Raw genomic sequence first — 23,368 nt, forward strand, 5'->3', positions numbered from 1 at the left:
CATGCAGCGCGAACACGAAGAAGCCATGCGCATCGACTTCCAGGACCTACTCGAAACCCGCCGCCAGGCGCAGACCGAGCTGACCGAATCCGAACGAGACGCGCTCACCCGGATCAGTTCCGGTATCGATCAGCGGTGGCGGTCCGGTCCGTATGCCGAGCAGTGGAGATTCCTGCGCGCCGCCCACGACGAGTACCGCGACCGGCCGGACGCCGGGCGCCAGCTGCTGGACAGCATCACTTACAACCGAGATCAGGGCCGCGATGGCGGTGTCACCGATGTCGAGGTCCGCAGCTTGGAGCAGGTCGTCGGCCGGTCCCACATCGATGGCGTCCGCTCCCGGCTGGGCCTGGACAGGGGGCGGTGATGTTGCCCGAGTACAGGATCCTGGTCACGGGGTCGCGGTCGTGGACCGACAGCGCAGTGATCCGCAACGCCCTGACCGCCTACAAGGGGATGCGTGCGGTGCTGGTCCACGGGGATTCCCGTGGTGCGGACCGGATCGCTGCGAGTATCTGGCAGTCCTGGGGCGGCAAGGTCGAAACCCATCGCGCGGATTGGGACCGGCACGGGAAGAAGGCCGGCCCGCTGCGTAATCAGGAGATGATCGCCGCGGGGGCCGATATCTGTCTGGCGTTCAACCAGGCCGACTCCGCCGGCACCGCCCACACGATGCGGTTGGCGCGTGAGGCCGGGATCCAGGTGTGCGAAATTACCGCGCCCGGGATCGAACGCCCCTACACCCCACCCGCGCAACCGCAGCGCCAGCAGCGGCCGGCCGGGGCGTCGTATCAGGCGATCGTCGAGGCCCTGGAACGCCGCGTCGGGCCGGGGAAGGGCTACCGGTCCCCGGAAGCCTGGACGCGGTTCCTGTGCCCGGTGCACGAGGGCGACGGCGGGCACCACAACCCCTCCCTTGGGGTCCGCTACGACCCCGGCCAGCACAAAACCATCGTCCGCTGCTTCGCCGCCAACGGTTGCGATGACCGCGACGTGATGGAACGCATCGGCCTGCAGGTCCGCGACCTGTGGGACAACCTGCCCGAACGCAACCCCAGCCAACCCCACCGCACACCGGCCGCAGCGCAGCGGCCGGCACGTCCGGTGGAGTTGCCCGCGGTGGAGAAAGCGATCCGCGCCGCCGGGTTCGAGATCGCGGCACCGAAGCCGGATCTCGGCGCCCCGGTCGGGGAGAAGGAGAACGTCGACGCCTACCTCTACAAGATGCCCGACGGCCGCACCGAGGGCGCGGTGCTGCGTCGCGAAACCCCGCACGAACACGGTAGGGCCAAGGAGTTCACCCAACGCCGCTGGACCGGCCACGAATGGGTCAACACCGGGTTCGCGCCGATCCCGTACCGGCTCCCGGAACTGCTCGATGGGATCAAACGCGGACGTGAGATCTATGTCTGCGAAGGGGAGAAGGACGTGGCCCGCGCCGAGCGTGCCGGGCTGGTCGCGACCTGCAACGCGATGGGCGCCGGCTCGTGGAAACCCGAACACGCCCAATGGCTGCAGGGGGCGGCGCGGGTGTTCGTGGTCGCTGACCGGGACCGGCCCGGCTACCGGCACGCCGCCAAGGTCGCCGAGACGCTCGACGGCCGGGTGGGGGAGGTGCGGGTGGTCCAGGCCCGCGACGGCAAGGACCTGTCCGATCACTTCGACGCCGGCCACGGCATCGACGATCTGGAACCCGTCCCGTACCTCGACCGCCATCACACCCAGCGCGAACAACCCCCGCCCGCACCGCGGGTGACCGCCCAGCAGCGGGCCGCGATGCGCCCCGACGGCTGGGAACGGATCCGCCGCGCCCGCGACAACTCGACCGCCGCACGAATCGAAAGGACCCGCTGACAACCCACCCACCATCCACCTCGATATCGACCACAACAAGGAAAGGAACCACCCATCATGACCAACAGCCTCAGCATCCGCTTCCGCAACGCCGCCCGCCCGACCAGCGCCTTCGGCAAGAACACCCCCGCCGGAACTACCGTCACCGGCCGGATCGCCGCCGCGGAGGACCAGCCGAAACTCAAATTCGGCGGCGCCGCCGGCGAGGTCGAACTGGACCAGGACGGCAAGCCGGTCACCCAACTGGTGATCACCCTCGACACCGAGTCCGGCGCGAAGAACCTCTACGTGTCCTGGCGCATGGAACAGGCCATCGGCATCGCCCTGGCCGACGCTGACGCGGACTTCGAGATCGGCGCCACCTTGTCGGTCACCTTCACCGGACCCGACCCGGAGTTCCCGAAGGCGCGACTGTTCACCGCCACCTACACCCCGGCCGGCGCCTGGGCGAAGTAACCGGATGCGTCGCGGGGGCGCACGCCCCGACCCGGTGTGCGCCCCCGCTGCGCACCTTGTTCCCCCGCACTGCGCCCTACAACCCTCCCTTTCCCGTGAGTTCCCCTGAAAACCAACAGCTTCCACGAGACCACCCCAGCCGGGCTGGTTGTGGTCCGCACCGAACACCCGAACCAGACCAAGGAAGGAGACCGGAACAGTGAGCGACACCGCCATCCAGCTACCGTCCGGCCACCACCACGAACCGCAATCGCGCACCCTGCACCACACCGACAGTGCGCACACGATGCATAGCCGCGACGCTGTGCACCACGGTGCACACGACTACGCACAATCCGCACCGGCCGGTGCACAGCCCCACGGCCGGACCAAAGAGGAGACCTCCGCAGTCCGGTTCTTCTGGGCCGAACTCCTCCTCGTCGCCGCGATGTCGATCGCCGGCAACATCATCCACGCCTGGATCAACGCCCCCGAAGGCAAACAGGAAATCGCCGCGTTCTTCGCCTCCTTCCCCCCGATCGCGCTGCTGGCAGCCACCCACGGGGTGGGGCTGTTGGTCAAGGCCAAGAACGGCGCGAAGTTCGCCTACTGGTGCGTCGTCGCACTTACCGCCGGTATCGCGGTCGTCGCGTTCCGGCTCTCCTTCGACGCACTCAAGGAGCTGGGCGTCCAAGTGGGGATGAGTGAACACCTGGCAGTCCTGATGCCGATCATCATCGACGGCGCCATCGGCCAGGCCACCATCGCGCTGTTGGTCCTCGCCCGCAGTGACGACAAACCGGCGGTGCGCACCGACACCGAGCCTATGCACCACAGTGCACCGGTGCGCACCGTCGCGGTGCGGGAGCAGTGGACCGAGACCCGCACCACCGACACCCAGCTCGCCGCCGGCGCGGACCGTCCCCAGCTCGACGCCGGGCCGCGCACCGATGCTGCGGAAGCTACGCACTCCAGTGCACCGGGTCCCGACACCGACAGCAACCTCCCCGCGCCGGTGCGGGCCGAGCGCAATGACCGGTGGGAGTCGGTCGCCGAAGCCCTGTGCGAAGCCGACCCGGCCGGCCGCCGAGACCCCGACACGGTCGCCAAAATCCTGCGACTGCGCCACGAGCAAGGGCTGCCGCACGCCCGCATCGCCGAACAGGTCGCCGTGTCCTCGTCGACTGTCACCCGGACCCTGACCGCCGCCCGCACCTACATCGAGGAGTGAAAACCGATGCCCCGCCTGATGTCTGTATCCCTGACCGAGAACCAGGTCCGCGACCGCAGCAAGACCGTGACCCGCCGTGTCGGCTGGACCATGCTGCGCCCCGGTGACCGGCTCACCCTGTGCCGCAAGGTCATGGGGCGCCGGCGCAGGGAGCCCCTGGTGCGAATCGTCGACGTCGAAGTGCTCTCGACCCGCCGTGAGCCCCTGTCCGATATCACCGCCGGCGACGTGATTGCGGAGGGATTCCCGCAGCTGACTCCCGTCGAGTTCGTCGAGTTCTTCTGCGGTACGCACCGCGGTTGCCGACCAGACAGCGAGGTCACACGCATCGAATGGCGCTACCTCGATGAGAAGAGTCCAGCGTGAGCGCACCGACGAAGATCCGGACCGCTACACATCGGCCGGCCACGCGCCGCCGCAGATTCCGGCACGACGACCCGATCGCGGTCGACCTGTTCTCCGGATTCGGTGGCCTCACCAAGGCCATCGAGATCGCCGGGTTCACCACGATCATGGCCGCCAACCACAACCCGTACAAAGTGGATGTTCACGAGGCCAACCACCCGGACGCCGAGCATTGGATCGCTGACCTGGTGAACCCGGAGGCCGCCGACTACCACTCCGCTCGGGATCTGCCCGCGGGCGATCTCCTCGTCGCTGGGGTCTCGTGCGTCAACCACTCGCAGGCCAACACGAAAAAAGCCTACGAGCAGGGCCTTTCGCTGTTCGACCTGGAGGACCCGGAGTTCGATGCTCGGGTCACCCGCTCCGAACGCGACCGCGCCACGGCCAACTGCGTCCTGCACTACGCCGAGGTCCATCACCCGAGGCTGATCCTGGTCGAATGCACCACCGAGCTGACCTCATGGGGGCCCGCGCTCCCCGACCGGCCGAAAGTCGGCGACGGCAGCACATACCGGTGGTGGCTCAAGCAGTTCGACCACCTCGGATACAACCACCGGGTCCTGTATCTGAACTCGCAGTTCTTCGGGGTGCCGCAGAGCAGAGACCGCCTCTACATCGCATTCTGGGACCGGCACCTGCCCGCTCCGGACCTGGAACATCGGCCGCTGACGCATTGCGCGACATGCGATACCGAAGTCGAAGCTGTGTGGTCGTGGAAGACCGGCGTGCCCCCGGCCGGGACGGTGCGCTACGGCATCCAGTACAACTACCGGTGCCCACGCTGCCGGCGCCCGGTGGTGCCGCCGATGACGCCCTCACTGCACGCGCTGGATCTCACCGATCTAGGCACCCGCATCGGGGACCGGAAGAAACCGCTGCGGCCGACGACGATGGCGCGGATCGAGCGCTGCCGGGCACGGTTCCCCCAATTCCCAGCGATCCTCATGCCCGCCAAGGGCGTGCACGGCTCGGAACGCCACCCCTGGCGGCCGATGGCCACGCAGACCAGCCAGCAGGAAACCGCACTGCTGTGCACGGGCTCTGTATTCGCCGCGCACCGGCACAACGGAGACGGCAAACACCTCAGCCAGCCCATGGACACGACCACCTCGACCCACGAGAAAGCACTGCTGTTCGCCGCCGTGAACAACTACCAGGGCGCACCCCGCAGCGTGGGCACACCGCTGCCCACGACACTCGCGTCCGAGACCCTCGGGCTGCTGGCCGGCGTCATACCGTTCCGCAAACACACCACACCGACCATCAGCGCCGAGCCGATGCCGACCGTCACCTCCGAGCAGATCCCCGGCCTACTCACCGCGGAATGGGCCGCGACCCTGGCGGACCTGCCGGTCGAGGACTGCCACTTCCGGATGCTCGGCCCGCACGAGGTCGGCCGCGGCTGCGGATTTGACACCGACTTCCCTGGGCACGAGGGCGAGTTCATCGTCTGGGGAAGTGCGCGCGATCAGTGCGACGGGTTCGGCAACGCCGTGTCCCCGGCCGTGGGCGCGTGGATCGGTTCCCGGCTGCGCGCCGTACTTCACACCGCGGCGGCGATCGCATGACCCGCCGGCGCCCGTCCCGCCGGGAACCGGCCGCGCCGACTCCGGCCTGAACACCCGCGCCAGCAGCGTCTCCAGCAAGCCCGCCACCGGTCCCGGTGGCGGGCTTCCGGCGTTTCCGCACCTCCGAATCCGCCGGGACTATGACGGGAGTTTGACGGGACAAAGCCGGGACTATGATGGTACTTGCCAAGTCCCGTCATAGTCCCGGCACCTTGGACTCTAAACACCAGCTGAGCTGGTGTTTACTGTGTCGCCCCTCCTCGCTCTGCTTCCCAACTCTCTATGGCTTCGCTGTTCATAGAGAGTTGGGAAGCAGAGCGAGGAGGAACAACACAGAAAGAGAAGAGAAAGAGAAGAGTCCAAAGTGGAGAGATACCACAAGGAGAGACCACGACGGAGGGGACCACAAGGGGCGGGCTTGGCGGGGTGGTTGCGTTTCGAAGCGCCCGTTACGCCGCGTACGCGACTCAGGAGGTGTGCCCGTCGATGTATGCAGCGCCGGTTTTGTACGCGACATCCCGAGGAGGGCGGTCGCTGGGGTGGCACCGTTCACGAGGTCGCGTAGAGGTAGACCACAGCGAGGGTTGGTGGGCTCGGCGAACTGTCACCCCGATAGGGGCATTCCGAGGTTCAGATCGGTGGCCGTCAGTGAGGTCGACTCGAATCTGAACGTGCATGTGGTCGCCTTCGTGTGCTGGCTGGTTCACGACACCGACGAATTGCAGGCACGGCCCGTGGCACGAATCTCATGAGATGGCACAGCTAGCTGACGTCGGCCCAACCGAACAGGCTCCTATACATAACCTCGTTCTCGTGTGGAGCTGGCAGCGGCGCACCGGTGTCCGTCACCTTGCCCAGAAACGGCAACCGGTTGGGTTTGTCCGTAGGCACCGTGCACATAACCATCTTGGAGAACAGCTCCACATACTCGAGTGTCATCCTGAGGAACCCGATGCCGGCGGTGGCAAGGTCGGCCACAACGGCGGACCCGAAAAGCAGGTCTGCACGCCAGACCCCGAGCGCATCGACCTGTTCCGCCGTCAAGACGTCCTGGATCTCCTGATCTAGCCGAATGGCTACTGACTCGCTGCTCCCGTATCCCTGGCTCGGAAACGCCTCCGAGGGTCTAAAAACGCTGTGTATCTGATTTCGAAGTCGTGCACACACGAAACTGAACTCTTGAAGGTTGCGGAGACGGCCAAGGTTGGGATGCTGCGGAAAAGACGGCTCGACATATTGCTCATAGAACCTCCTATGATGTAGTGACACGCGTGTCTCCGCCGCGGCCGGGTCAAGCCAACGAGCAAACGCTCGACCGAAGCTGTCGAATACCGCGACGAGGTAAAGGAGCTCACGATCAAATGCTTCGCTGGCGAACTCCAGGGAATCATCGTCTGGCTTCACATCGTGTCCGTTGGTGCGAGACAAAGCCGCAAGGAGCTCATCGAGAGATCTCGCGGCTCGTCGCAATCGCGCCTGGATCGACAAGATCTCCTGAACGGCCTGGAACTCCTGCAAGGTGGAGGCGACCTGCGCCAGGCTAGTGAGGAAGGGGGCCAGGGAGATGACGCCCCAGTCATAGACGTCCTTCAGGCTGTGATGTTGGGTCGAGATCGTTGTTTTTCCTCGCGCAACCCTCTGCGGTATCCGGCTTCCTGTCATCCGCAGGTAGTGACCGAACACGCCGGCCAGGTGCTTCGGAGCCACCATTGCCACGACATCGTTTTCCGGAACGTCGACACGATCGAGGGATGGTGCGAGTGTCACTATTACGTCAATGCCCAGTTTCATTCCCGCGGCGGCCAACGCTGCCGCATAGTGTCGGTCCTCCAGAGCGATCTCGTCGCTTAGTATTCCGGCGGCGACGAGGAGCGAGGGGTAGTCAAGGAAATTGCAGTGGCTGCTTTGGACAAGCTCTCCGTCCGCGTCCTTCCGCGTGATCCAGAACTCACGAGAGTCGGCAGTTCTCCCGGTGTCTTCCAAACTCGCAAACGATGAGTACCAGAGCTCAGAACTCTTGAAGGTGTTGCGCCAAACTCGTATGACCGCCCCATCATCGCCGGGGTAGGTGAGCAGTACAGGTTGTACCTCGCTTCTACTCAGGATTTCTGCAAACTCGGGATAGTCGTTGGGCCGAGGTCCAAGCTTGCGGAGATCCAGTCCGACACGTATAGGTCGGGACGCTGGCGTCATGGGGAACAGCTGCCCAGTTGCTGCCGAAACCGCACGTGCGTAGCGCATGAACTTGAAGGAGGGGGCGTCGTTGGGGATAGCTGCCGGTGCCGCCGAGTTGCTTGACGAACTCACATTGGAGCCTTTCGTCTCGATCCGTGAAGGGACGGCTAGCTGCCCGGGCAGTCCGAGGATCTATGCTCGTCGAGCGATCATCGTCTGAAGCATCTTCCAGCGTTACGATGCCAAGAGATCTGACTGTGCTTCGGTGGTTCGTTTACGGGTGACGTGTCGATGCCGCGCCCCGCTCTGCGTGCGGTGATCCCGGCGGCTGTGAGGGGTGCGACGACGGCGACCGCGTCCCAGGTGGCGCCGTTGAGGGCCCGTGAGGCCGCTGTCGCCCCTAACACCCCTAGGGTTGCCGAGTCATAGAGAATGGTGGAGTGACGAAGGTATCTGGCGAATCTAGTTGGAACACGATGTTCGACGAGCACTTGCCAACGTTCGAGCGTCTGCGAGCAGAAGTGGATCACACCCTTCGTGCCGTGTTGGCCGACGTTCGGATCCACGACATACGCGTAAGGGTGAAGAAGAAATCAAGCTTCCTTGAGAAGATCGACCGAAAGAATTACCACAACCCCTTCGGTCAGATGACGGATATCGTGGGTGCGCGTGTGGTGTGTCTGTTTGTGGATGATATTGACAAGGTTGAATCCGCGATCAGTCGCGAGTTCGATATCATGGAAAAGGAAGATAAAACCGACGAGACGAAGCCTGAAATATTTGGCTATCAATCGGTACACTATCTTTGCGCGATCAAGGATCGGTATCAAGGTTTGCGGTACGAGGGATTGCATGGCCTTACGTTTGAGGTTCAGGTCCGGACTATATTGCAAGACGCGTGGGCGGTCGTAGAACACACGCTCGGATATAAAAACAAACTTAGCTTGCCGCCAGATTTACGCAGAGATTTCTCTGCATTGGCTGGACTCCTTCATGTGGCGGATAAGACATTTCAGCAGATAAATTACCGCAGTCATGCGCTTTTGGTCGAGGCTGAGGAGGATGTCCGCGAGCTCCTGTTGCAGACTTCAAGCGGACAAGTTACAGCAGAGGCTGATATTAAGATCGATCGCAATACCTTGAAGGCTTTTCTGTCTGAGCAATTCCCCGACCGCGAGGACGAAAAAATGAGGTGGTACTCAGCCTTGGCGGAAGAAATTATCTCCGTGGGGGTGACGGGAATTAGCCAGCTTAAAAAGGTCGTGGAGGAAACTCTTGACGATGCCCTTGAGGAAGAACGTGACGATCCACCTCTTGATTTTGATACTATGAATGAGACCAGGTACAACCGTGTGGGTATGGCGCGCCAAATAATGGGTATTGCATTCCCGGGTTTCAAGGTAACAAGGGAGTTGGAGGAATAAAATATGCGTTCCTGTTTATCTCCACTTCACCCGTTTGGCGACCGCGACGATAGGCTTGTTCGGATCAACTGCGAGCACAGTGAACCGGTATCTGCCAGATTGGGTTATGGGTACCAGTTGCGCGGATCGGTTGTTTGCGCTCGGTCCGACCGGATGCCGCTACAGCAAATGTATTTGCGTTGTGCTCGTCACTGGTATTGATCGGACTCGGCAGCGCACTGTTTGGAGTGTGTGAGCACATTATTCATGCCCGAACGTCAACTCTCCGCTCGTGTGTCGGTGGGGCGGTTGTGATAGGCGCTCGGTGAGGTAACAGGGCTGTCGACTTCCTGCAGTGACTGCCAAATCTGCCCGGGGCAAGGCAGGATTTTGCGGCGAATCGGGGGTCTACCTCGCTCTTTAGGGATGTGTAGTCAGCGAGGCGAGTCGGATGTGGGCGTCGGTTGCCCCGAAGCGACCGATAGTGCCTGGCGCATCGACTGTCCTGCGCAGGTCGGTATCGAGCTGGTGGCGGTCGATGACGAGACTCCAACGGACGGTTCGACGGTGGCGCAAGCGTTCGTCGGATTCGTGAGCCAGGTACTCGTACTCACCAGTTACTGTGCCGATAGCGGCTTTGAGCGCGCCACCTCGTTCGCGGTAGGCCAGGACGATGGTCTCACCAACTTTCATGTTCCGGCTGAAGTGTCGCCAGTAGGTGACGAAGGTGCCTAGCGCGTTCTCCGATCGGCCGGGGTGTTTTTGTTGAATCTTGCGGCGTAACCCCTTGTCGGTACTGAATTCGGTTACTGCTCGGCCGATATCGTCCTCGCTGATAGCGACGATCCCATCATTGAGGAAGCGCTCGGCTAGCCGAGGATCGTCCCAAGCGCGGATGCGCCAGGCCGGAGATTGCTCGGATGCTGTGGTGGCGGACGTCTGAGGCGTACGCGGGAAAGTAAGGGGATAGTTGGTTTCGTCGAAGGCCGCGAAGACGATCAGCCGGCCGCCGAGCGCCTCGACGAAGCGCTCGATGGTCGACAAGCGCGGATCGTGAGCGCGTTCGGTGCTGACGATCGCAGACTGGGAGATGCCTGCGCGCTTTTCCATCTCTCCTTGGGAGATCTGGCGTTCTCTTCGTAACCGTCGGAGCGAGTGTGGTTTGGCGATCGGATACATGCCACCCAGCCTATCATTCCTGTTTAGATATGAATCTCATATGTGACAGCATATGGCTCGCAGCAAGAAACATGATCTGAGCTGGCAAAAGTGCCAAGATGAAATCACATTCGAGCGTGCACTTGTACTTGCAAGCAGTGTCGCAGTACCCTTGTCACGGGTTGATCACGCGGGGGAGGTTCCAGGCCGACGCTGACTGCCCGAACTGTGGAGACCGCAGCCCTGTACCTCTGCAGTAGGAGTGCGGGTGCCATCAAGTTCGAAGCAGTTCTCGCGAAAGGTTCGGTCCAGTCGTGAAAGATCCGTCTGATCTTCGGCTCATCTACGTTGATGACTCCGGCGCGGAGGGCACTGGCTGGATCGTCTACGGCTGGGTGGAGTGTTCTCCGTCGGAATGGCGGCGGGCGCTGCGGGCGTGGTTGGAGCTTCGTAAACGTCTGTATGCGGACCATGGGGTACCGCCTTCGCAGGAACTACACTCAACGAAATTTATCAACGGCCGGCACCGGATCTCGACCAACTTGCCCCAGACGCAATGGAAAACGCTGGGCCGGGCCGTGGCGGTATCGTGTCTGGAAGCCATCCGGGACTGCCCCGACATTCGGGTTGGTGCCGTCTACCGACGAACGACGGCGCGAGGGCGGGCCTACTACCAGGAGAAAGCCGCCACCTACACTGCGCTTGTCCGGCGCTGGGATGCTGAGCTAGCCGCTACCGGCTCCTTCGGTGTTGTGAATATGGACGGAAACGGTACGGACCGTAGTTACTTCAACGCTCATCGCGACCTCAAGCTCGACACTAGGCACATTATCGAGGATCCGATGTTTCACGACTCCAAGACCTCGCAGTGGATCCAGGCTGCCGATCTAGTCGCGTACGCCGCGTATATCCAGCTCAACCCCCATAGTGGGAACAAGTATGGCGCTGACTGGTACAACAACTACCTATCACCGTCCGACCCCGAGGGAGGGCCGGTTGCCCTCTAGATACAGCTAGACCCGCCAATCCACGTGTGTGGGGCGGGTCCGCATGAATCATCCTACACGGTATGCCGTGTAGCTTCCAGATGGAACCTGCAGCTTCTGCGGGTCGATCCAGACGCGCCCGACCTCGACTCGGCTGGGTTCAGGTGGATGGGTCGATCCGACAGCAATGTATTTTGTGTTTTTGCTGGTCGATGTGCACTATCTCCGCTGGTCAGCACATAGTTCGGAGTGTTTGACCTCATAATCCATTGCTGTCGATCACCGAAATAGAGAACTGGCTGGGGTTCCACCCCGGAGCATGTGAAGGGGTGCGCACACGCAGATCGCTGACAGTTGCGGCGCCGGTAAAGGCCGGCGTCCGTGAATGTGGTGGCTGGCAGGAAGGGGCGATCAGCGGGGGCCCTTGAACTCGAACACTGAGTCGTATTCGTTCCAGTCGATGCGGACTCCTTCGGGTTTGAAACCAGGTCCACCGCGGGCTGGAAGGATCGTTACACGAATACCCAGGGCACTCAGCACTGCGATCTGCTGTGTGACAACGAGGCCGTCCCAGACCTGTCGGGCGTCGCTCGTCGTGATTTCTGACAGCAGTTCGCCGTCCAACCCGGCCGTGGCCCGAGTTGCATCAGCCTCCGCCGCGGCAAGTTCCGGCTTCAGTTTCGCCGTGATCCGCGAGAGTTGCTGGGCGTCGATCGCTCCGTCTGCGAACGCGTCTGCTGCACTGTCGAGCCGCGACCGGATGGCATCTGCCCGGGACCTTGCCTCTTGGCCAGCCGTGTCATCCCGGGCGAACAAATCGCGTGCATCGGGTTGCGTCAGCCTCTTGCAGACGACCTGCGCAACGAACTCGTCCACCCATTCCACCCGGCGACCTACACATCCGCGGCCTGTCGGGCAGGCATATAGAACGTGTGGACCACCGCGACTGACGACTCGGAGTGTGGAGTCACACACGCCGCATCGACCGATCCCGAAGGACAGCAAGTGCCGCCGAGCTCCGCTCTTTGTCGTCGAACGGCCAGGAGCGGTGAGCAAGGCGGTCACACGGTCGTGGTCGTTGCGATCCACTATCGACGGCCAGGCGGCCGGGTACTCCTGACCGCGGTGAGTCCTTACCGCAATGTTCATCCTGCGTAGAGCCAACTTCCGGACCGTTGAAGAAATCCAGCGGCCCTTTCCCTTAGGGGTAGGGGCGCCGTCTTCGTTCAAACGCTTGACGATGGCTTTCAGCGATAGGCCGGCCAGCAGATCCGCGACTATTCCACGGACGACTCGTGCCGCTTCCGGATCTTCGATGTCTTCCCAGCTCAGTACGTTGCCTGCGGTGTCCCGATGATAGACGCGCTGCCACCCGTAAGCGACATGCCCGTTGGCCCGGCCTTCCTCTGCGCGCTGCTGTGCCGCGCGGGCAATCCGCTCGCCCTTGATTTCCGACTCCGCGGTATCGAATTCGCCGAGCACTCCGGCATACATCCGGCCGGCCGCGGACGTCAGGTCGATATCAGAGCCCTTGACCAGAGCGATGCCCACACGGGCCTTCGACAGTACGTCGATCGCATGGGCGCGTTCGCGCCGGTTCCGCCACAGGCGAGACAGGCCGTACGCAACGATGTGGTCGAACTCTCCGCGCGCAGCCGCTTCGAGCATGGCCTCGTAGTCCTTGCGGTGCTTGTTCCCCTTCAACGCCGAGATATCGTTGTCGGTGAACACCCGCAGGACCTGCCATCCCCGCGATTCGGCGAGGCGTATCGAGTCTTCGCGTTGGCGCGCGATGCCTTTCTCAGTGCTCCGCGGATCCTCGGAGATTCGACAGTAAACAGCCGCCCTACCTGCCATGATGGCTATGTTACCCGCTGAGGACCGCCCGTATTTCCGGGCGGGGTCGGGAAAACCTGGCGCCCGGAGGACTTCACGACCCTGCTCGACGATGTGACCACCAAACTGTTCGGCCGGTACGGCGACGACACGGTCGTCTACCCCGGCCACGGTGACGACACCACCCTCGGCGCCGAACGGCCGCAGCTGGCCGAATGGAAGAGCCGGGGCTGGTGACCACCGGCCTACGGCACGATCGGGTTGCGGTCGTGCCGTAGGCCGATGGCCTCCTTCGTGCATCGGGCGCGGGCGGGGCCTCAGGCCAGGCCGGCCAGCTGCCCGCGCAGCCAGGTCAGGGCGGTGGCGCTGCCGGCGACCCGGTAGTGCGGGTAGCTCTGGTGGATTCCGGATTTCACGAAATCGTCGATCTGCTGCTTGCGTTCCTCGTAGGCGGCACCGTTGAGCTGGTCGTGCAGCAGGCCGATCCCGCCGGCGGCCAGCGCGTCGTTGAGCAGTTCGAGACCCAGCGAATGGTAGTTACCGAACTGGGCGGGATCGGCATTCGACACCTGGGCGAAGAACCCGGCGATCCGGGCGGCGAAATCACCTTCCGGGGTTGAGCAGTACAGATCGCCGACGGCGCAGAAGCTGTAGGTGCGGTTGCTGAGCCAGCCGAAACCGGTCAGCCGGGGGCCGCCCGCTCCGGCGCCGGGCACCGCCGGACCGATCAGGTTGTCGGTGGGGGAGCGACGCGGATCGGCGATCAGCCCGACCAGCGCGACCCGGTCGGCCGGGACAATGCCCAGCCCGGTGCCGATTTCGGCGGCGAGATCACCCGCGGCGTCGGCGCCCTGGCTGTAACCCAGCAGGGCGAACCGGGTGTTGCCGCAGCGTCCCGCGACCTCGGAGATCATGCCGCGCGCCCCGGCGATCGCCTCGTTCTTGGAGCGGCCGTAGACCTCGCCCTCCCAGGGGAAAGCTGTCGCGGTGTAGGCGACGTAGTCGGCGTAGGCGCCGTTGGGCAGGTCGTCTGCGACCGCGGCGAGCATTCCCTTGCCGGGGTCGGCTTTCGAGGTCTCCCAGGTGCCGGGGATCGCGACGACATATAGACCCGGGCAGTGCGCCGGCGTGGCCTGGGCGGGTGTAGCCGCCGCGGGGGCGAGGACAGTGGCGAGGGTAACCGCCACACCGGCGGCGGCTTTCTTCCATCCAGGCATTATGTTCTCCATGTGCTCACCGAGACGGCCACTGGCCGTTCACCTGTTCCCAGGCTTCCCAAAACAGTCGACGGGCATGCCGCATCATTGCGACTCGACGCATAAGTAATGTACGGTCCGCGGTCGCCGCTGGAACGACTGGCGACGCAGCAGATCTCGCCGACGAACAGCCAAGCACATCGCCGCCCGTGTCGGCAGCATAATCTACCGGTGTTCGGCCCTGATCAACGGGATATTCATCATCCGATCGTGGCCTGTCGGCACCGCACCGATTCGACACACGAAAAATACTGGCCGGTAGTGGGATACGTACGCATCCCCGGCACGGCAGCAGGGCTACCGGATTCCGGTACCCGGCCGGCGGTGATGGTGCCCGGTCGCGCACCGGGGCGGGTGATCGCCGTGCCGGGCGAAGCTGATAACGATTCGGGCGATAACCCGGCCGGGGTCTGCGGCGCCGAGGCCCGGCTTCCGCGGTGGGCCGGGCGCCAGGTGCGCCACTCTTATGGCTGCGACCAGGGGAAACGCTGACCGTCTCCTGGCCGGTCCGGTCCCGGCGCCGCGGCGCGCCCCGTCCAGGGGCCGAAACCTGCCTGGCAGACTTATGGCGTGACTCGGGCACAAGTGCGTACACGACCGGCCTCGCGGCCCGGTTCCGGTGCTGCGCGCGGGATCGGCGCCGCCGTCCTGCGCTGGGGCGGCCGGCTACTGGCCGGTGCTGTGCTGGTCGGGCTGGTGCTGGTGCTGGGTACCGGTGTCCGGGTGTGGCAGGTGGCGCGGATCGAGGACTACACGCCCGCCGACGCCATCGTGGTGCTGGGCGCGGCCCAATATTCGGGGACCCCGTCGTCGGTGTTCGAGGCCCGGCTCTACCAGGCGGAGAAGCTGTACGAGCAGGGCGTCTCGGATCTGGTGATCACGGTCGGCGGGAAACAGGAAGGTGACCTGTACACCGAGGCGGCGTCCGGGAAGATGTACCTCACGGACGCGGGTGTCCCCGAGGATGCCGTCCTCGCGGTGGAAACCGGGTCCGATACCTTGCGCAGTATCGAAGCGGTGGCGGTGGCGATGCGGGAGCGCGGGCTCGAGTCCGCCGTGCTGGTCAGCGACCCGTGGCATTCGCTGCGGACCCGCACCATGGCTCGTGACGCCGGGCTCGACGCGTGGACCGCGCCCACCCGCACCGGTCCCGCCGTCTACACCCGCGAATCCCAGGCGCACGGAATCGCCCGGGAAACCGCGGCCCTGCTCTGGTACCAGCTCACCCATTTCTCGGCGGATTTCACCTACACCGCCGGGCAGTGAAACCTTCACTCGCCGGTGCGGTCGAACACGCTGACCCGTCACTCCCGGGTGGCAGACTTGGCCGATGAGCTACACCGAGCACGACCGGGAACGCCTGGTCACCGAGGCCCCCAAAACGGCCGGTCTGGTCGATGCCGGCGCCGCCGGTAACGGGCATCGCAGCGAATTCGCGCGCGACCGTGCCCGGGTGCTGCATTCGGCGGCGCTGCGGCGCCTGGCGGATAAAACCCAGGTCATGGGACCCCGTGACGGTGACACGCCACGAACCCGGCTGACCCATTCCCTGGAGGTCGCGCAGATCGGCCGCGGTATCGCCGACGGACTCGGCTGCGATCCCGACCTGGCCGAACTCGCGGGGCTGGCGCACGATATCGGCCACCCGCCCTACGGGCACAACGGCGAGAAAGCCCTCGATATCTTCGCCGCCGAGCACGGCGGGTTCGAGGGCAACGCCCAGAACTTGCGCATCCTGACCAGGCTCGAACCGAAGGTCCTCGATTCCTACGGCAGCAGTGCGGGCCTCAACCTCACCCGCGCCGCCCTCGACGCATGCGTCAAATATCCGTGGCAGCGCACCGAACCCGGCGGCAAATTCGGCGCCTACGAGGTGGACGCCGACCGGCTGGCCTGGGTTCGCAAGGGCGCCCCGGAGCGGCGGCCGGCCCTGGAGTGCCAGGTCATGGACTGGTCCGACGATGTCGCCTACTCCGTGCACGATGTGGAGGACGGGATCATCGCCGGCCGGATCGACCTGCGGGCGCTGGCGGACCCGGTGGAGCGGCTGGCCCTCGCCGAACTGGGGCATGTCCAGCATCGCGGTCTGTCGGTCGACGATCTGGTGGCGGCGGCACAGCGGCTGTCGGAGCTGCCGGTGGTCACCGATGTCTTCAGCTACGACGGCACGCTCCGCAGTTCGGTCGCGTTGAAGCGGCTCACCAGCGAACTCGTGGGTCGTTTCGCCAACGCGGCGGTCGTGGCGACCCGGGCGGCCGCGCCGGGACCGCCGGCCCGCTACTCCGCCGACCTGGAGGTGCCGCCCGTCGCGGCTGCCGAGGTCGCCATCCTCAAGACGGTCGCGCTGCGCTACGTCATGTCCGACCCTGACCACAAATTGCGCCAGGCCGATCAGCGGGACCGGCTGACGGCCGTCGCCGAACATCTGCTGGCCACCGGACCGGCCGTGCTCGACCCGATTCTGCAGCCCTGGTGGACCGCCGCCGCCGACGACACCGCCCGGGTGCGCGTGATCGTCGACCAGATCGCCTCCTACACCGAGAGCCGTCTCGAACGTGTCGCCGCCGACCTGTGAACCGCGCACGGCCGGAGCGGACGCGGAGGTATCGCAGGGTGCGCACGGCCGGAGCGGACGCGGAGGTATCGCTGGGTGCGCACGGCCGGAGCGGACGCGGAGGTATCGCAGGGTGCGCACGGCCGGAGCGGACGCGGAGGTATCGCCTAGACTCGACGCGTGACCGGACGAATACCAGCTCGCGATATCACCGCCATTCGGGAGCGTGTCCGGATCGAGGATGTGGTCGGTGAATACGTGGCGCTCAAACGCGGCGGCGCCGATTCGATGAAGGGCCTGTGCCCGTTCCACGACGAGAAATCACCGTCCTTCCATGTCCGCCCCAACCACGGCCTGTTCCACTGTTTCGGGTGCAGTGAGGGCGGCGATGTCTTCGCCTTCATCCAGAAGATCGAGCACATCGGTTTCGTCGAAGCCGTCGAGCAGATTGCCGACCGGGTCGGGTACCGGATCAACTACGAGGGTGGCGGCACCTCGGTGCAGCGCGACCGCGGCACCCGCAGCCGGCTGGTCGCCGCCAATGCCGCCGCGCAGGAGTTCTATGCGGCCCGGCTGCGCGGCCCCGACGCCACGGTGGCCCGCAAATACCTCACCGACCGCAACTTCGACGAGGCCGCGTGGACCCAGTTCGGCTGCGGTTACGCCCCCGACGGCTGGGACACCCTCACCAAACACCTGCTGAACAAGGGTTTCGAGTTCAAAGAACTCGAGGCCGCCGGCCTGTCCCGGCAGGGCCGGCGCGGGCCGATCGACCGATTCCACCGGCGGCTGCTGTGGCCGATCCGGAACCTGGGCGGCGATGTGATCGGTTTCGGCGCCCGCAAACTCTTCGAAGACGACACCATGCCGGGAAAGTACGTCAACACCCCGGAAACCCTGCTGTACAAGAAGTCTCAGGTGCTGTTCGGTCTCGACCATGCCAAACGGGAAATAGCCAAGGGGCATCAGGCCGTAGTGGTCGAGGGCTATACCGATGTGATGGCCATGCACCTGGCCGGGGTGAAAACCGCCGTCGCCGCCTGCGGCACCGCGTTCGGCGACGACCATCTGGCGATCCTGCGCCGCCTGCTGATGGACGACAACTTCTGGCGCGGCGAGATCATCTTCACCTTCGACGGTGACGCCGCCGGTCAGGCCGCTGCCCTGAAGGCTTTCCTCGGCGACCAGAAAGTGGCCGGGCAGACCTATGTGGTGGTGTCGCCGGATGGGCAGGATCCGTGTGAAATGCGTCAGCGCTCGGGCGACGCCGCCCTGCGCGATCTGGTCGCCCGCCGCGAACCGCTCTTCGATTTCGCGCTGCGCCAGGAAATCGCCAAACGCGAGGACAGCCGCACCCATGCCCTCACCTACGACAGTCAGGTCGAGGTGATGCGCTGGGCGGTGCCCATCGTCGCCCAAATCAAAGACCACGGCCTGCGCAAACGCTATGCCACCCAGCTCGCCGAATGGACGGGCTGGCAGGATCCGCAGCTCGTCTACCGCCGCGTCGACGAGGAGGCTCGCAAACTCCGCGGCGCCGCTGCCGCCCCCACCCGCGGTCCCCGCGCCGAACAGTCCGGGCCCACTCAGCCGGCCGCCTACCCGGACCCGCGCGACCCAGTGCTGCGGTCCCAGCGCCAGGCTCTCACCGCCGGACTCCAGTACCCGGAGATCGCCGGCCCCGCCTTCGACGCCCTGGAAGCCGACGCTTTCACGCACCCGGCCTACGCTGCCGTGCGCACCCTGATGGCCGAAGCGGGAGGGGCGTCCAGCGGGCTGGCGGGCGCCGACTGGATCGGCGCGATCACCGACTGCACCGACGACCTCACCCTCCGTGCCCTGGTCTCCGAACTGGCGAGCGAACCGCTGCCGGTGAAAACCACGAACGACATCCCGCGCTTCATTACCGGTGTCCTCGCCAACGCCCAGGCCGGGCTGGTCGGCCGGCAGATAGCGGAACTGAAGTCCCGCCTGCACCGCGTCTCCTCCACTGACGATTCCGACACCTACATGGCGCTGTTCGGCGACCTGGTGGCCCTGGAGCAGTACCGCAAGAGCCTGCTGGATCAGGCCATGGGCAGCGGCGACTTCGCCTCCACAGCCTGAGCCCCGAGCCGACCCGAAGCGCATCCGTCCGCGCGGGCAGGAGTGGGTTCGGAGGTCCGCCTAGCGCCGGCGCAACTGATCGTGCGGCACCATCACGGTGGTCCGCTCGTCCAACGGCTCCATCGGCTCCAGCTTCGGCTGGGTGCTCAACTTGTCCGCTAGCCGCTGCCGGCTCACCAGCACCAGCTTGCGGGTCACCGGGCTCCCCGCGACGGCACGCGCACTGGCACTGATCTGCTCATAGCGCGCCCGCCCGGCCTTACTGCCCAGCACATAACCGGCAGCGATACCGATGATCAACCGCAGCATCAGGGTCGAGCTCCTCCCAGTAGTCCGTGCTGCCCCATCCTGCCCGACCACACCGACACCTGTCGATCCGACGCCACGCCCAGACCCGCCGCTCGAGCCCCCATTCGCCTCGTCTCCCGAGCTCGACCCCGCGATTTGGGCGCGCACCCACCCATACGCTAAAGTTTCACCTCGGTCAGCCCGGAACGGGCGAGACCACCGAGCAATCCCCTATAGCTCAATTGGCAGAGCAGCCGACTGTTAATCGGCAGGTTACTGGTTCGAGTCCAGTTGGGGGAGCAGAAGCAGCAGGTCAGGCCAGATATTCAGGCTTGACCTGTTTTTCTTTTGGCCGATCACCAAAAATACACCAAGGTTTCCGCTCCGAACTTTTATTGCAGTCGAACGCCATGGCGATCGTTTTCCGGGTTCGTGCCCCTGGAGGTGGCCCTGACTCTGCGGACGCGCAACGCTGGACGCAACCCCGCCGCGGGCAGGGTTCAGGCGGCCGGTGAGCCCACACCGGAGTTCCGAATGGTGGCTGTGGCGGGAGCGGGCCGGCCGAGGCGGACCATGGCGCGGTAGCGGGCGCGCTGACTGGGCGCCGGGGCAGTGGTGGTGGTTCGGTGCCGGGGGTGGCGAAGGTGCGCTGCCCGGATGGCTTCGAACGGTCGCTCGCCGGGACCGGCGGAGCCAAAACTATCCACCGGGTAGATAGTTGGTATCCGTGAGACCCGGTTCCCCATTCGGCGAATCGCCCTGACACTGGTGACTCGGACCACAGTCAGTCGAACCGTCGATAAGGACAGAATCGTGTCTCACCTGCTGGCTCACCTCAGCCACGTCGAAATCACCACCCCGGATGTCGCCGCGTCAGCGCGTTTTTATGTCGAGCAGTTCGGGATGCGGGCTATCCATGAGGTCGATGGTCGCGTGTATCTGCGGTGCTGGGGTGACTACTACACCTACAGCCTGGTCCTCGTCGAAGGCCCCGAGCCGACGTTGCAGCGGATGGCGTGGCGTACGACCAGTGCTGAGGCGCTCGAGCAGGTGGCCGAGCGTATCGAGGCCGCCGGAATCACGGGGGAGTGGACCACCGGGGCGTTCGGGTTCGGCAGGGCTTACGAGTTCACGGGGCCCTACGGTCACCCGATGCGCCTGTTCTACGACGTGGAAAAGTTCAGCGCGGAACCGGAATTCAAGTCGATCTATCCGGACCGGCCGGAGAAGCGTTCCGCGCATGCCGGGGCTCCCCGGTTCCTGGATCACGTCACGATCGCGGCGACCGATGTGCGCGGTTTCTGCGCCTGGTACTCCGAAGTGCTGGGATTCCGCACGATGGCCTTCACCGATCTCGAGGAAGCGCCCATCACCGTTTTCGGTGTTCTGACGACCAACGAGAAGTCGCATGATCTCGGGGTGGTGCTCGACACCTCGGAGCTCGCCGGCCGTATCAACCATGTCGCGTTCTGGGTGGACACCTATCAGGAGCTGCTGGTGTGCGCGGATGTGCTGATGGAACGCGGCACCGCCATGGAGTACGGGCCTTCCATCCACGGCATCGGGGAACAGAACTTCTTGTACTTCCGTGAGCCGAGTTCGATGCGTATCGAATTGAATTCGGGCGGATACCGCAATTACGTGCCGGACTGGGAACCGCATACCTGGAAGCCGTCCGAAGGCTCGAACAACCTGTACCGCAACGGCGCCATGCCGCATTCGATGACCGAGTCCTTCCCCTTCGCCGAAGGTTTCACGGCGACGGAGGAGGGAGCGTCGGAGGAGATGAAAGCCGAGCTGCTCAATCCTTACTCGACTCCTGGACAGGGCTGACCTGCGCCGCTTCCACCCGGTGTCGTCGTATGAAGGAGTAACGAAGTGAAAATCGCACGTCGGCAGTCCGACGACGGGCCCATCCTGGCCGTGCTCGCGGAGGGGGACCTGCTCGTCGACCTCGAGCCGCAGACCGGACTGGCGGCTCTGCTCGGCGACCGAGGCAGAATCCACGACGTCGCCGACCGGGCCCTGGCACAGCGGAGGACGGTGACCGGCCTGGCCGACGCGGTGCTGCTGGCACCGCTGGACCCGCCGACGTTCCGGGATTTCTCGACATTTCCTGCCCATACGGAGGGAGTGGTGAAGCTGATGGACCCGAACGCCACCGTGCCCGCGGAGTTCTGGGAGATCCCGACGTTCTACTTCTCCAACCCCTACGCCATCACCGGCCCCTACGCGGACGTGCCGATCGCACCGGGCTGCACCGACTTCGACTTCGAACTCGAGGTCGGCGCGGTAATCGGCGCGGCCGGTCGTGACCTGAGCGTCGAGGACGCAGCCGAGCACATCGCCGGATATGTCGTGATCAACGACTTCTCCGCCCGCGACGTCCAATTCCATGAAATGCGGCTGCGTTTGGGGCCGGCCAAAGGTAAGGACACCGCGACGACCCTCGGTCAGTTCTTCGTCACCGCCGACGAACTCGCCTCCCGGGCCGCGGGCCCGTCCTTCGACCTCCGGATGGAGGTCGCCGTCAACGGGGAAACGGTCGGGGAGGACACGCTCGATCACATGGCATGGAGTTTCCCGGCGCTGGCCGCGTACGCGTCGCGGGGTACCGAGATCCGGCCGGGCGATCTGCTGGGTTCGGGAACCTGTCGCGGCGGATGCCTGGCCGAGTTGTGGGGCAGGCACGGCCGTGCGGTACGTCCGGCACTCCAGCCGGGTGATGTGGTCACCACAACCGTCGATGTCCTCGGCGAGACCCGCAACCGAATTGTCGAGGCCGCCCCGATGCAGCCGATCCGTGCGTGGAGGTCGGCATGACCGACCGGACACCGATCAGCGGCGATGACATGCCCGGCGAGCACAGTGGCCCGCGGCGGTTCCGTGAACAGCGGTGGCTGGTCGACGAGACGATCCGGGCGCAGACCATCGAATTCGATCAGCCACGGCTGGCCTACCATCTGGGGCCGGTCGGCGACGAGCTCGCTCCGGCGGATATGGCCGTTATTCGCGGCGCGGTGCACAAACTCGATGATCACGTCCCCGTCGTGACGGGGGTAGCGCGGCGCCGGGAGCGGTTCGCGCGGCAGGCCGAGGATGCCGGGCACCCGCAGACGGCCGCGGTGCACTGGTATGCCGCGGCACAACTGTGGTCGCTGGCGTGCTGGCCGGTATGGACCGACGAATCGCTGGTTCGTGAGCTCGACGACCACAAGAATGCGGCCTACCTGGCCTGGGGCGCACATTCCGATCACCATGTCGAGCGCGTCGATATCCCCTTCGGTGACGGTGCGCTTGCGGCCTGGTTCCACCGCCCGGCCGGTGTCAGCGGGCCGTTGCCTACTGTGCTGGCCTGTGGCGGCATGGACGCCCCGCGCGAGATCGTCGTGTCCCGCGCGGGCGACCCGTGGCTGGCACGGGGATTCGCGGTCCTCGCCGTCGACGGCCCTGGTCAGGGGGAGACCGCGATCAGGGGTGTCCATATCACCCCTACCGCCTGGATCGACGCGGGCCGGGTGCTGATCGATTGGCTGCGTGCGCGTCCCGAGGTCGACGACGACCGGTTGGTCTGTACCGGCACCAGTTTCGGCTCGCATTGGATGACTCAGGTCGCGGCCACATCGCCGGTGTTCCGCGGTTGTTCGGTCGCCCTGCCGGCTTTCGAACCAGGCCTCCGGACATTGTTCGAACAGGCGTCGCCGACCTTCAAAGCCCGGCATATGTGGATGGCCGGGCTCTACGACGACGAGGCCGCATTCGACGACCTCGTCGCCGGTTACGATTTGCGCCCGCTCATCGCGGGGATGGATGTTCCGTGGCAGGTCATCGGCGGCACGTCCGATGAATTATCGCCCACTCGCTGGGTCGATGAACTCGTCCGAATCTGCCCCGCACCCTCGTCGGTCACCCGCTACGCCGGGGCCCGCCACTCCATGACCGACAGCCCGGCAACCGCACTGGGCCCGAACTGGCGCGGGCTGACGATCGACTGGCTACACGATCGGGCGCTCGGCAGGCCCGCCGAGGACGAACACCGATTGGTCACCGCCGCAGGCGAAGTCGTCGATCTTCCGCATCCCCGCAGGAGTTGAACGGTGTCACCGCGTAGTG

At 65.0% G+C, this 23,368-nt stretch carries 20 protein-coding genes, 1 tRNA gene and 1 pseudogene; 17 read left to right on the plus strand and 5 right to left on the minus strand.

All coding sequences use genetic code 11. From position 1 onward, the window contains the following. Position 1 precedes the first annotated feature (1 nt). The 6 genes from ACIA75_RS09735 (at position 2) to ACIA75_RS09760 (ending at position 5,493) form a co-directional block, all read left to right on the plus strand. Positions 2-367 (plus strand): hypothetical protein, encoded by a 366-nt coding sequence (locus ACIA75_RS09735; RefSeq protein WP_397101947.1) that lies wholly within the window; start codon positions 2-4, stop codon positions 365-367. Next, positions 367-1,854 carry an SLOG family protein gene (locus ACIA75_RS09740; RefSeq protein ID WP_397101949.1) on the plus strand — a complete coding sequence of 496 codons (1,488 nt, stop codon included), beginning with the start codon at positions 367-369 and terminating at the stop codon, positions 1,852-1,854. Before ACIA75_RS09735 ends, ACIA75_RS09740 begins: the two co-directional genes overlap by 1 nt. A 57-nt stretch (positions 1,855-1,911) precedes the next feature. Further along, positions 1,912-2,310, plus strand: coding sequence for a hypothetical protein (locus ACIA75_RS09745; protein ID WP_397101951.1), 399 nt, complete (start codon positions 1,912-1,914; stop codon positions 2,308-2,310). 199 nt (positions 2,311-2,509) lie between these two features. Then, the gene (locus tag ACIA75_RS09750; RefSeq protein ID WP_397101953.1) at positions 2,510-3,520 is read left to right on the plus strand and encodes a DUF2637 domain-containing protein; all 1,011 of its coding nucleotides are present in this window, start codon (positions 2,510-2,512) and stop codon (positions 3,518-3,520) included. Positions 3,521-3,538: 18 nt separating this feature from the next. After that, positions 3,539-3,886, plus strand: a complete 348-nt coding sequence (locus tag ACIA75_RS09755) for a hypothetical protein (protein WP_397101955.1) — start codon at positions 3,539-3,541, stop codon at positions 3,884-3,886. Next, positions 3,883-5,493, plus strand: a complete 1,611-nt coding sequence (locus ACIA75_RS09760) for a DNA cytosine methyltransferase (protein WP_397101957.1) — start codon at positions 3,883-3,885, stop codon at positions 5,491-5,493. Before ACIA75_RS09755 ends, ACIA75_RS09760 begins: the two co-directional genes overlap by 4 nt. Positions 5,494-6,255: 762 nt before the next feature. Here the strand turns inward: ACIA75_RS09760 and ACIA75_RS09765 are convergent. Next, positions 6,256-7,686: a hypothetical protein gene (locus tag ACIA75_RS09765; protein ID WP_397101959.1), complete on the minus strand. Its 1,431-nt coding sequence runs from the start codon at positions 7,684-7,686 to the stop codon at positions 6,256-6,258. A gap of 422 nt (positions 7,687-8,108) precedes the next feature. Here ACIA75_RS09765 and ACIA75_RS09770 point away from each other — a divergent pair, with 422 nt between their 5' ends. Then, the gene (locus tag ACIA75_RS09770) at positions 8,109-9,092 is read left to right on the plus strand and encodes a GTP pyrophosphokinase family protein (protein ID WP_397101961.1); all 984 of its coding nucleotides are present in this window, start codon (positions 8,109-8,111) and stop codon (positions 9,090-9,092) included. 399 nt (positions 9,093-9,491) lie between these two features. On the opposite strand, the gene ACIA75_RS09775 is transcribed toward ACIA75_RS09770, so the two are convergent. Beyond that, a complete protein-coding gene (locus ACIA75_RS09775; RefSeq protein ID WP_397101963.1) occupies positions 9,492-10,250 on the minus strand; it encodes a helix-turn-helix domain-containing protein in 759 nt (252 codons plus the stop codon). 293 nt (positions 10,251-10,543) lie between these two features. Between ACIA75_RS09775 and ACIA75_RS09780 the strand changes: the two genes are divergently transcribed. Further along, positions 10,544-11,236, plus strand: coding sequence for a DUF3800 domain-containing protein (locus ACIA75_RS09780; RefSeq protein ID WP_397101965.1), 693 nt, complete (start codon positions 10,544-10,546; stop codon positions 11,234-11,236). Positions 11,237-11,626: 390 nt separating this feature from the next. Here ACIA75_RS09780 and ACIA75_RS09785 read toward each other — a convergent pair whose 3' ends face one another. Continuing rightward, positions 11,627-13,072 (minus strand): recombinase family protein, encoded by a 1,446-nt coding sequence (locus ACIA75_RS09785; protein WP_397101967.1) that lies wholly within the window; start codon positions 13,070-13,072, stop codon positions 11,627-11,629. A 21-nt stretch (positions 13,073-13,093) separates the two neighbouring features. Here ACIA75_RS09785 and ACIA75_RS09790 point away from each other — a divergent pair. Next, positions 13,094-13,288 (plus strand): annotated as a pseudogene (locus ACIA75_RS09790) (MBL fold metallo-hydrolase); the annotation flags it as partial. Positions 13,289-13,368: 80 nt separating this feature from the next. Here ACIA75_RS09790 and ACIA75_RS09795 read toward each other — a convergent pair. Further along, a complete protein-coding gene (locus ACIA75_RS09795) occupies positions 13,369-14,268 on the minus strand; it encodes a cutinase family protein (RefSeq protein WP_397101969.1) in 900 nt (299 codons plus the stop codon). Between the two features lie 300 nt (positions 14,269-14,568). On the opposite strand from ACIA75_RS09795, the gene ACIA75_RS09800 reads away from it, so the two are divergent. From ACIA75_RS09800 to dnaG, 4 genes are all read left to right on the plus strand, one after another. Further along, positions 14,569-14,799, plus strand: a complete 231-nt coding sequence (locus tag ACIA75_RS09800) for a hypothetical protein (RefSeq protein WP_397101971.1) — start codon at positions 14,569-14,571, stop codon at positions 14,797-14,799. 141 nt (positions 14,800-14,940) lie between these two features. Beyond that, positions 14,941-15,573 (plus strand): YdcF family protein, encoded by a 633-nt coding sequence (locus ACIA75_RS09805; RefSeq protein WP_397103437.1) that lies wholly within the window; start codon positions 14,941-14,943, stop codon positions 15,571-15,573. Positions 15,574-15,637: 64 nt separating this feature from the next. After that, entirely contained in the window at positions 15,638-16,882 is a 1,245-nt protein-coding gene (locus tag ACIA75_RS09810; protein WP_397101973.1) for a deoxyguanosinetriphosphate triphosphohydrolase, read from the plus strand. Between the two features lie 159 nt (positions 16,883-17,041). Next, positions 17,042-18,967, plus strand: a complete 1,926-nt coding sequence (dnaG, locus tag ACIA75_RS09815) for a DNA primase (protein WP_397101975.1) — start codon at positions 17,042-17,044, stop codon at positions 18,965-18,967. A 60-nt stretch (positions 18,968-19,027) separates the two neighbouring features. Here dnaG and ACIA75_RS09820 read toward each other — a convergent pair whose 3' ends face one another. Continuing rightward, the gene (locus ACIA75_RS09820; protein WP_397101977.1) at positions 19,028-19,276 is read right to left on the minus strand and encodes a hypothetical protein; all 249 of its coding nucleotides are present in this window, start codon (positions 19,274-19,276) and stop codon (positions 19,028-19,030) included. A gap of 206 nt (positions 19,277-19,482) precedes the next feature. Between ACIA75_RS09820 and ACIA75_RS09825 the strand changes: the two genes are divergently transcribed. From ACIA75_RS09825 to ACIA75_RS09840, 4 genes are all read left to right on the plus strand, one after another. After that, positions 19,483-19,555 (plus strand) — tRNA-Asn (locus ACIA75_RS09825). A 513-nt stretch (positions 19,556-20,068) separates the two neighbouring features. Continuing rightward, positions 20,069-21,088: a VOC family protein gene (locus ACIA75_RS09830; protein WP_397101979.1), complete on the plus strand. Its 1,020-nt coding sequence runs from the start codon at positions 20,069-20,071 to the stop codon at positions 21,086-21,088. Between the two features lie 45 nt (positions 21,089-21,133). Next, a complete protein-coding gene (locus ACIA75_RS09835) occupies positions 21,134-22,078 on the plus strand; it encodes a fumarylacetoacetate hydrolase family protein (protein WP_397101981.1) in 945 nt (314 codons plus the stop codon). Further along, on the plus strand, positions 22,075-23,349 hold the full coding sequence (locus ACIA75_RS09840) for an alpha/beta hydrolase (RefSeq protein WP_397101983.1): 1,275 nt from the start codon (positions 22,075-22,077) through the stop codon (positions 23,347-23,349). The genes ACIA75_RS09835 and ACIA75_RS09840 overlap by 4 nt, the downstream gene beginning before the upstream one ends. Positions 23,350-23,368 lie beyond the last annotated feature (19 nt).

The sequence above is a fragment of the Nocardia sp. NPDC051750 genome (assembly GCF_044453135.1).
GTDB lineage: Bacteria > Actinomycetota > Actinomycetes > Mycobacteriales > Mycobacteriaceae > Nocardia.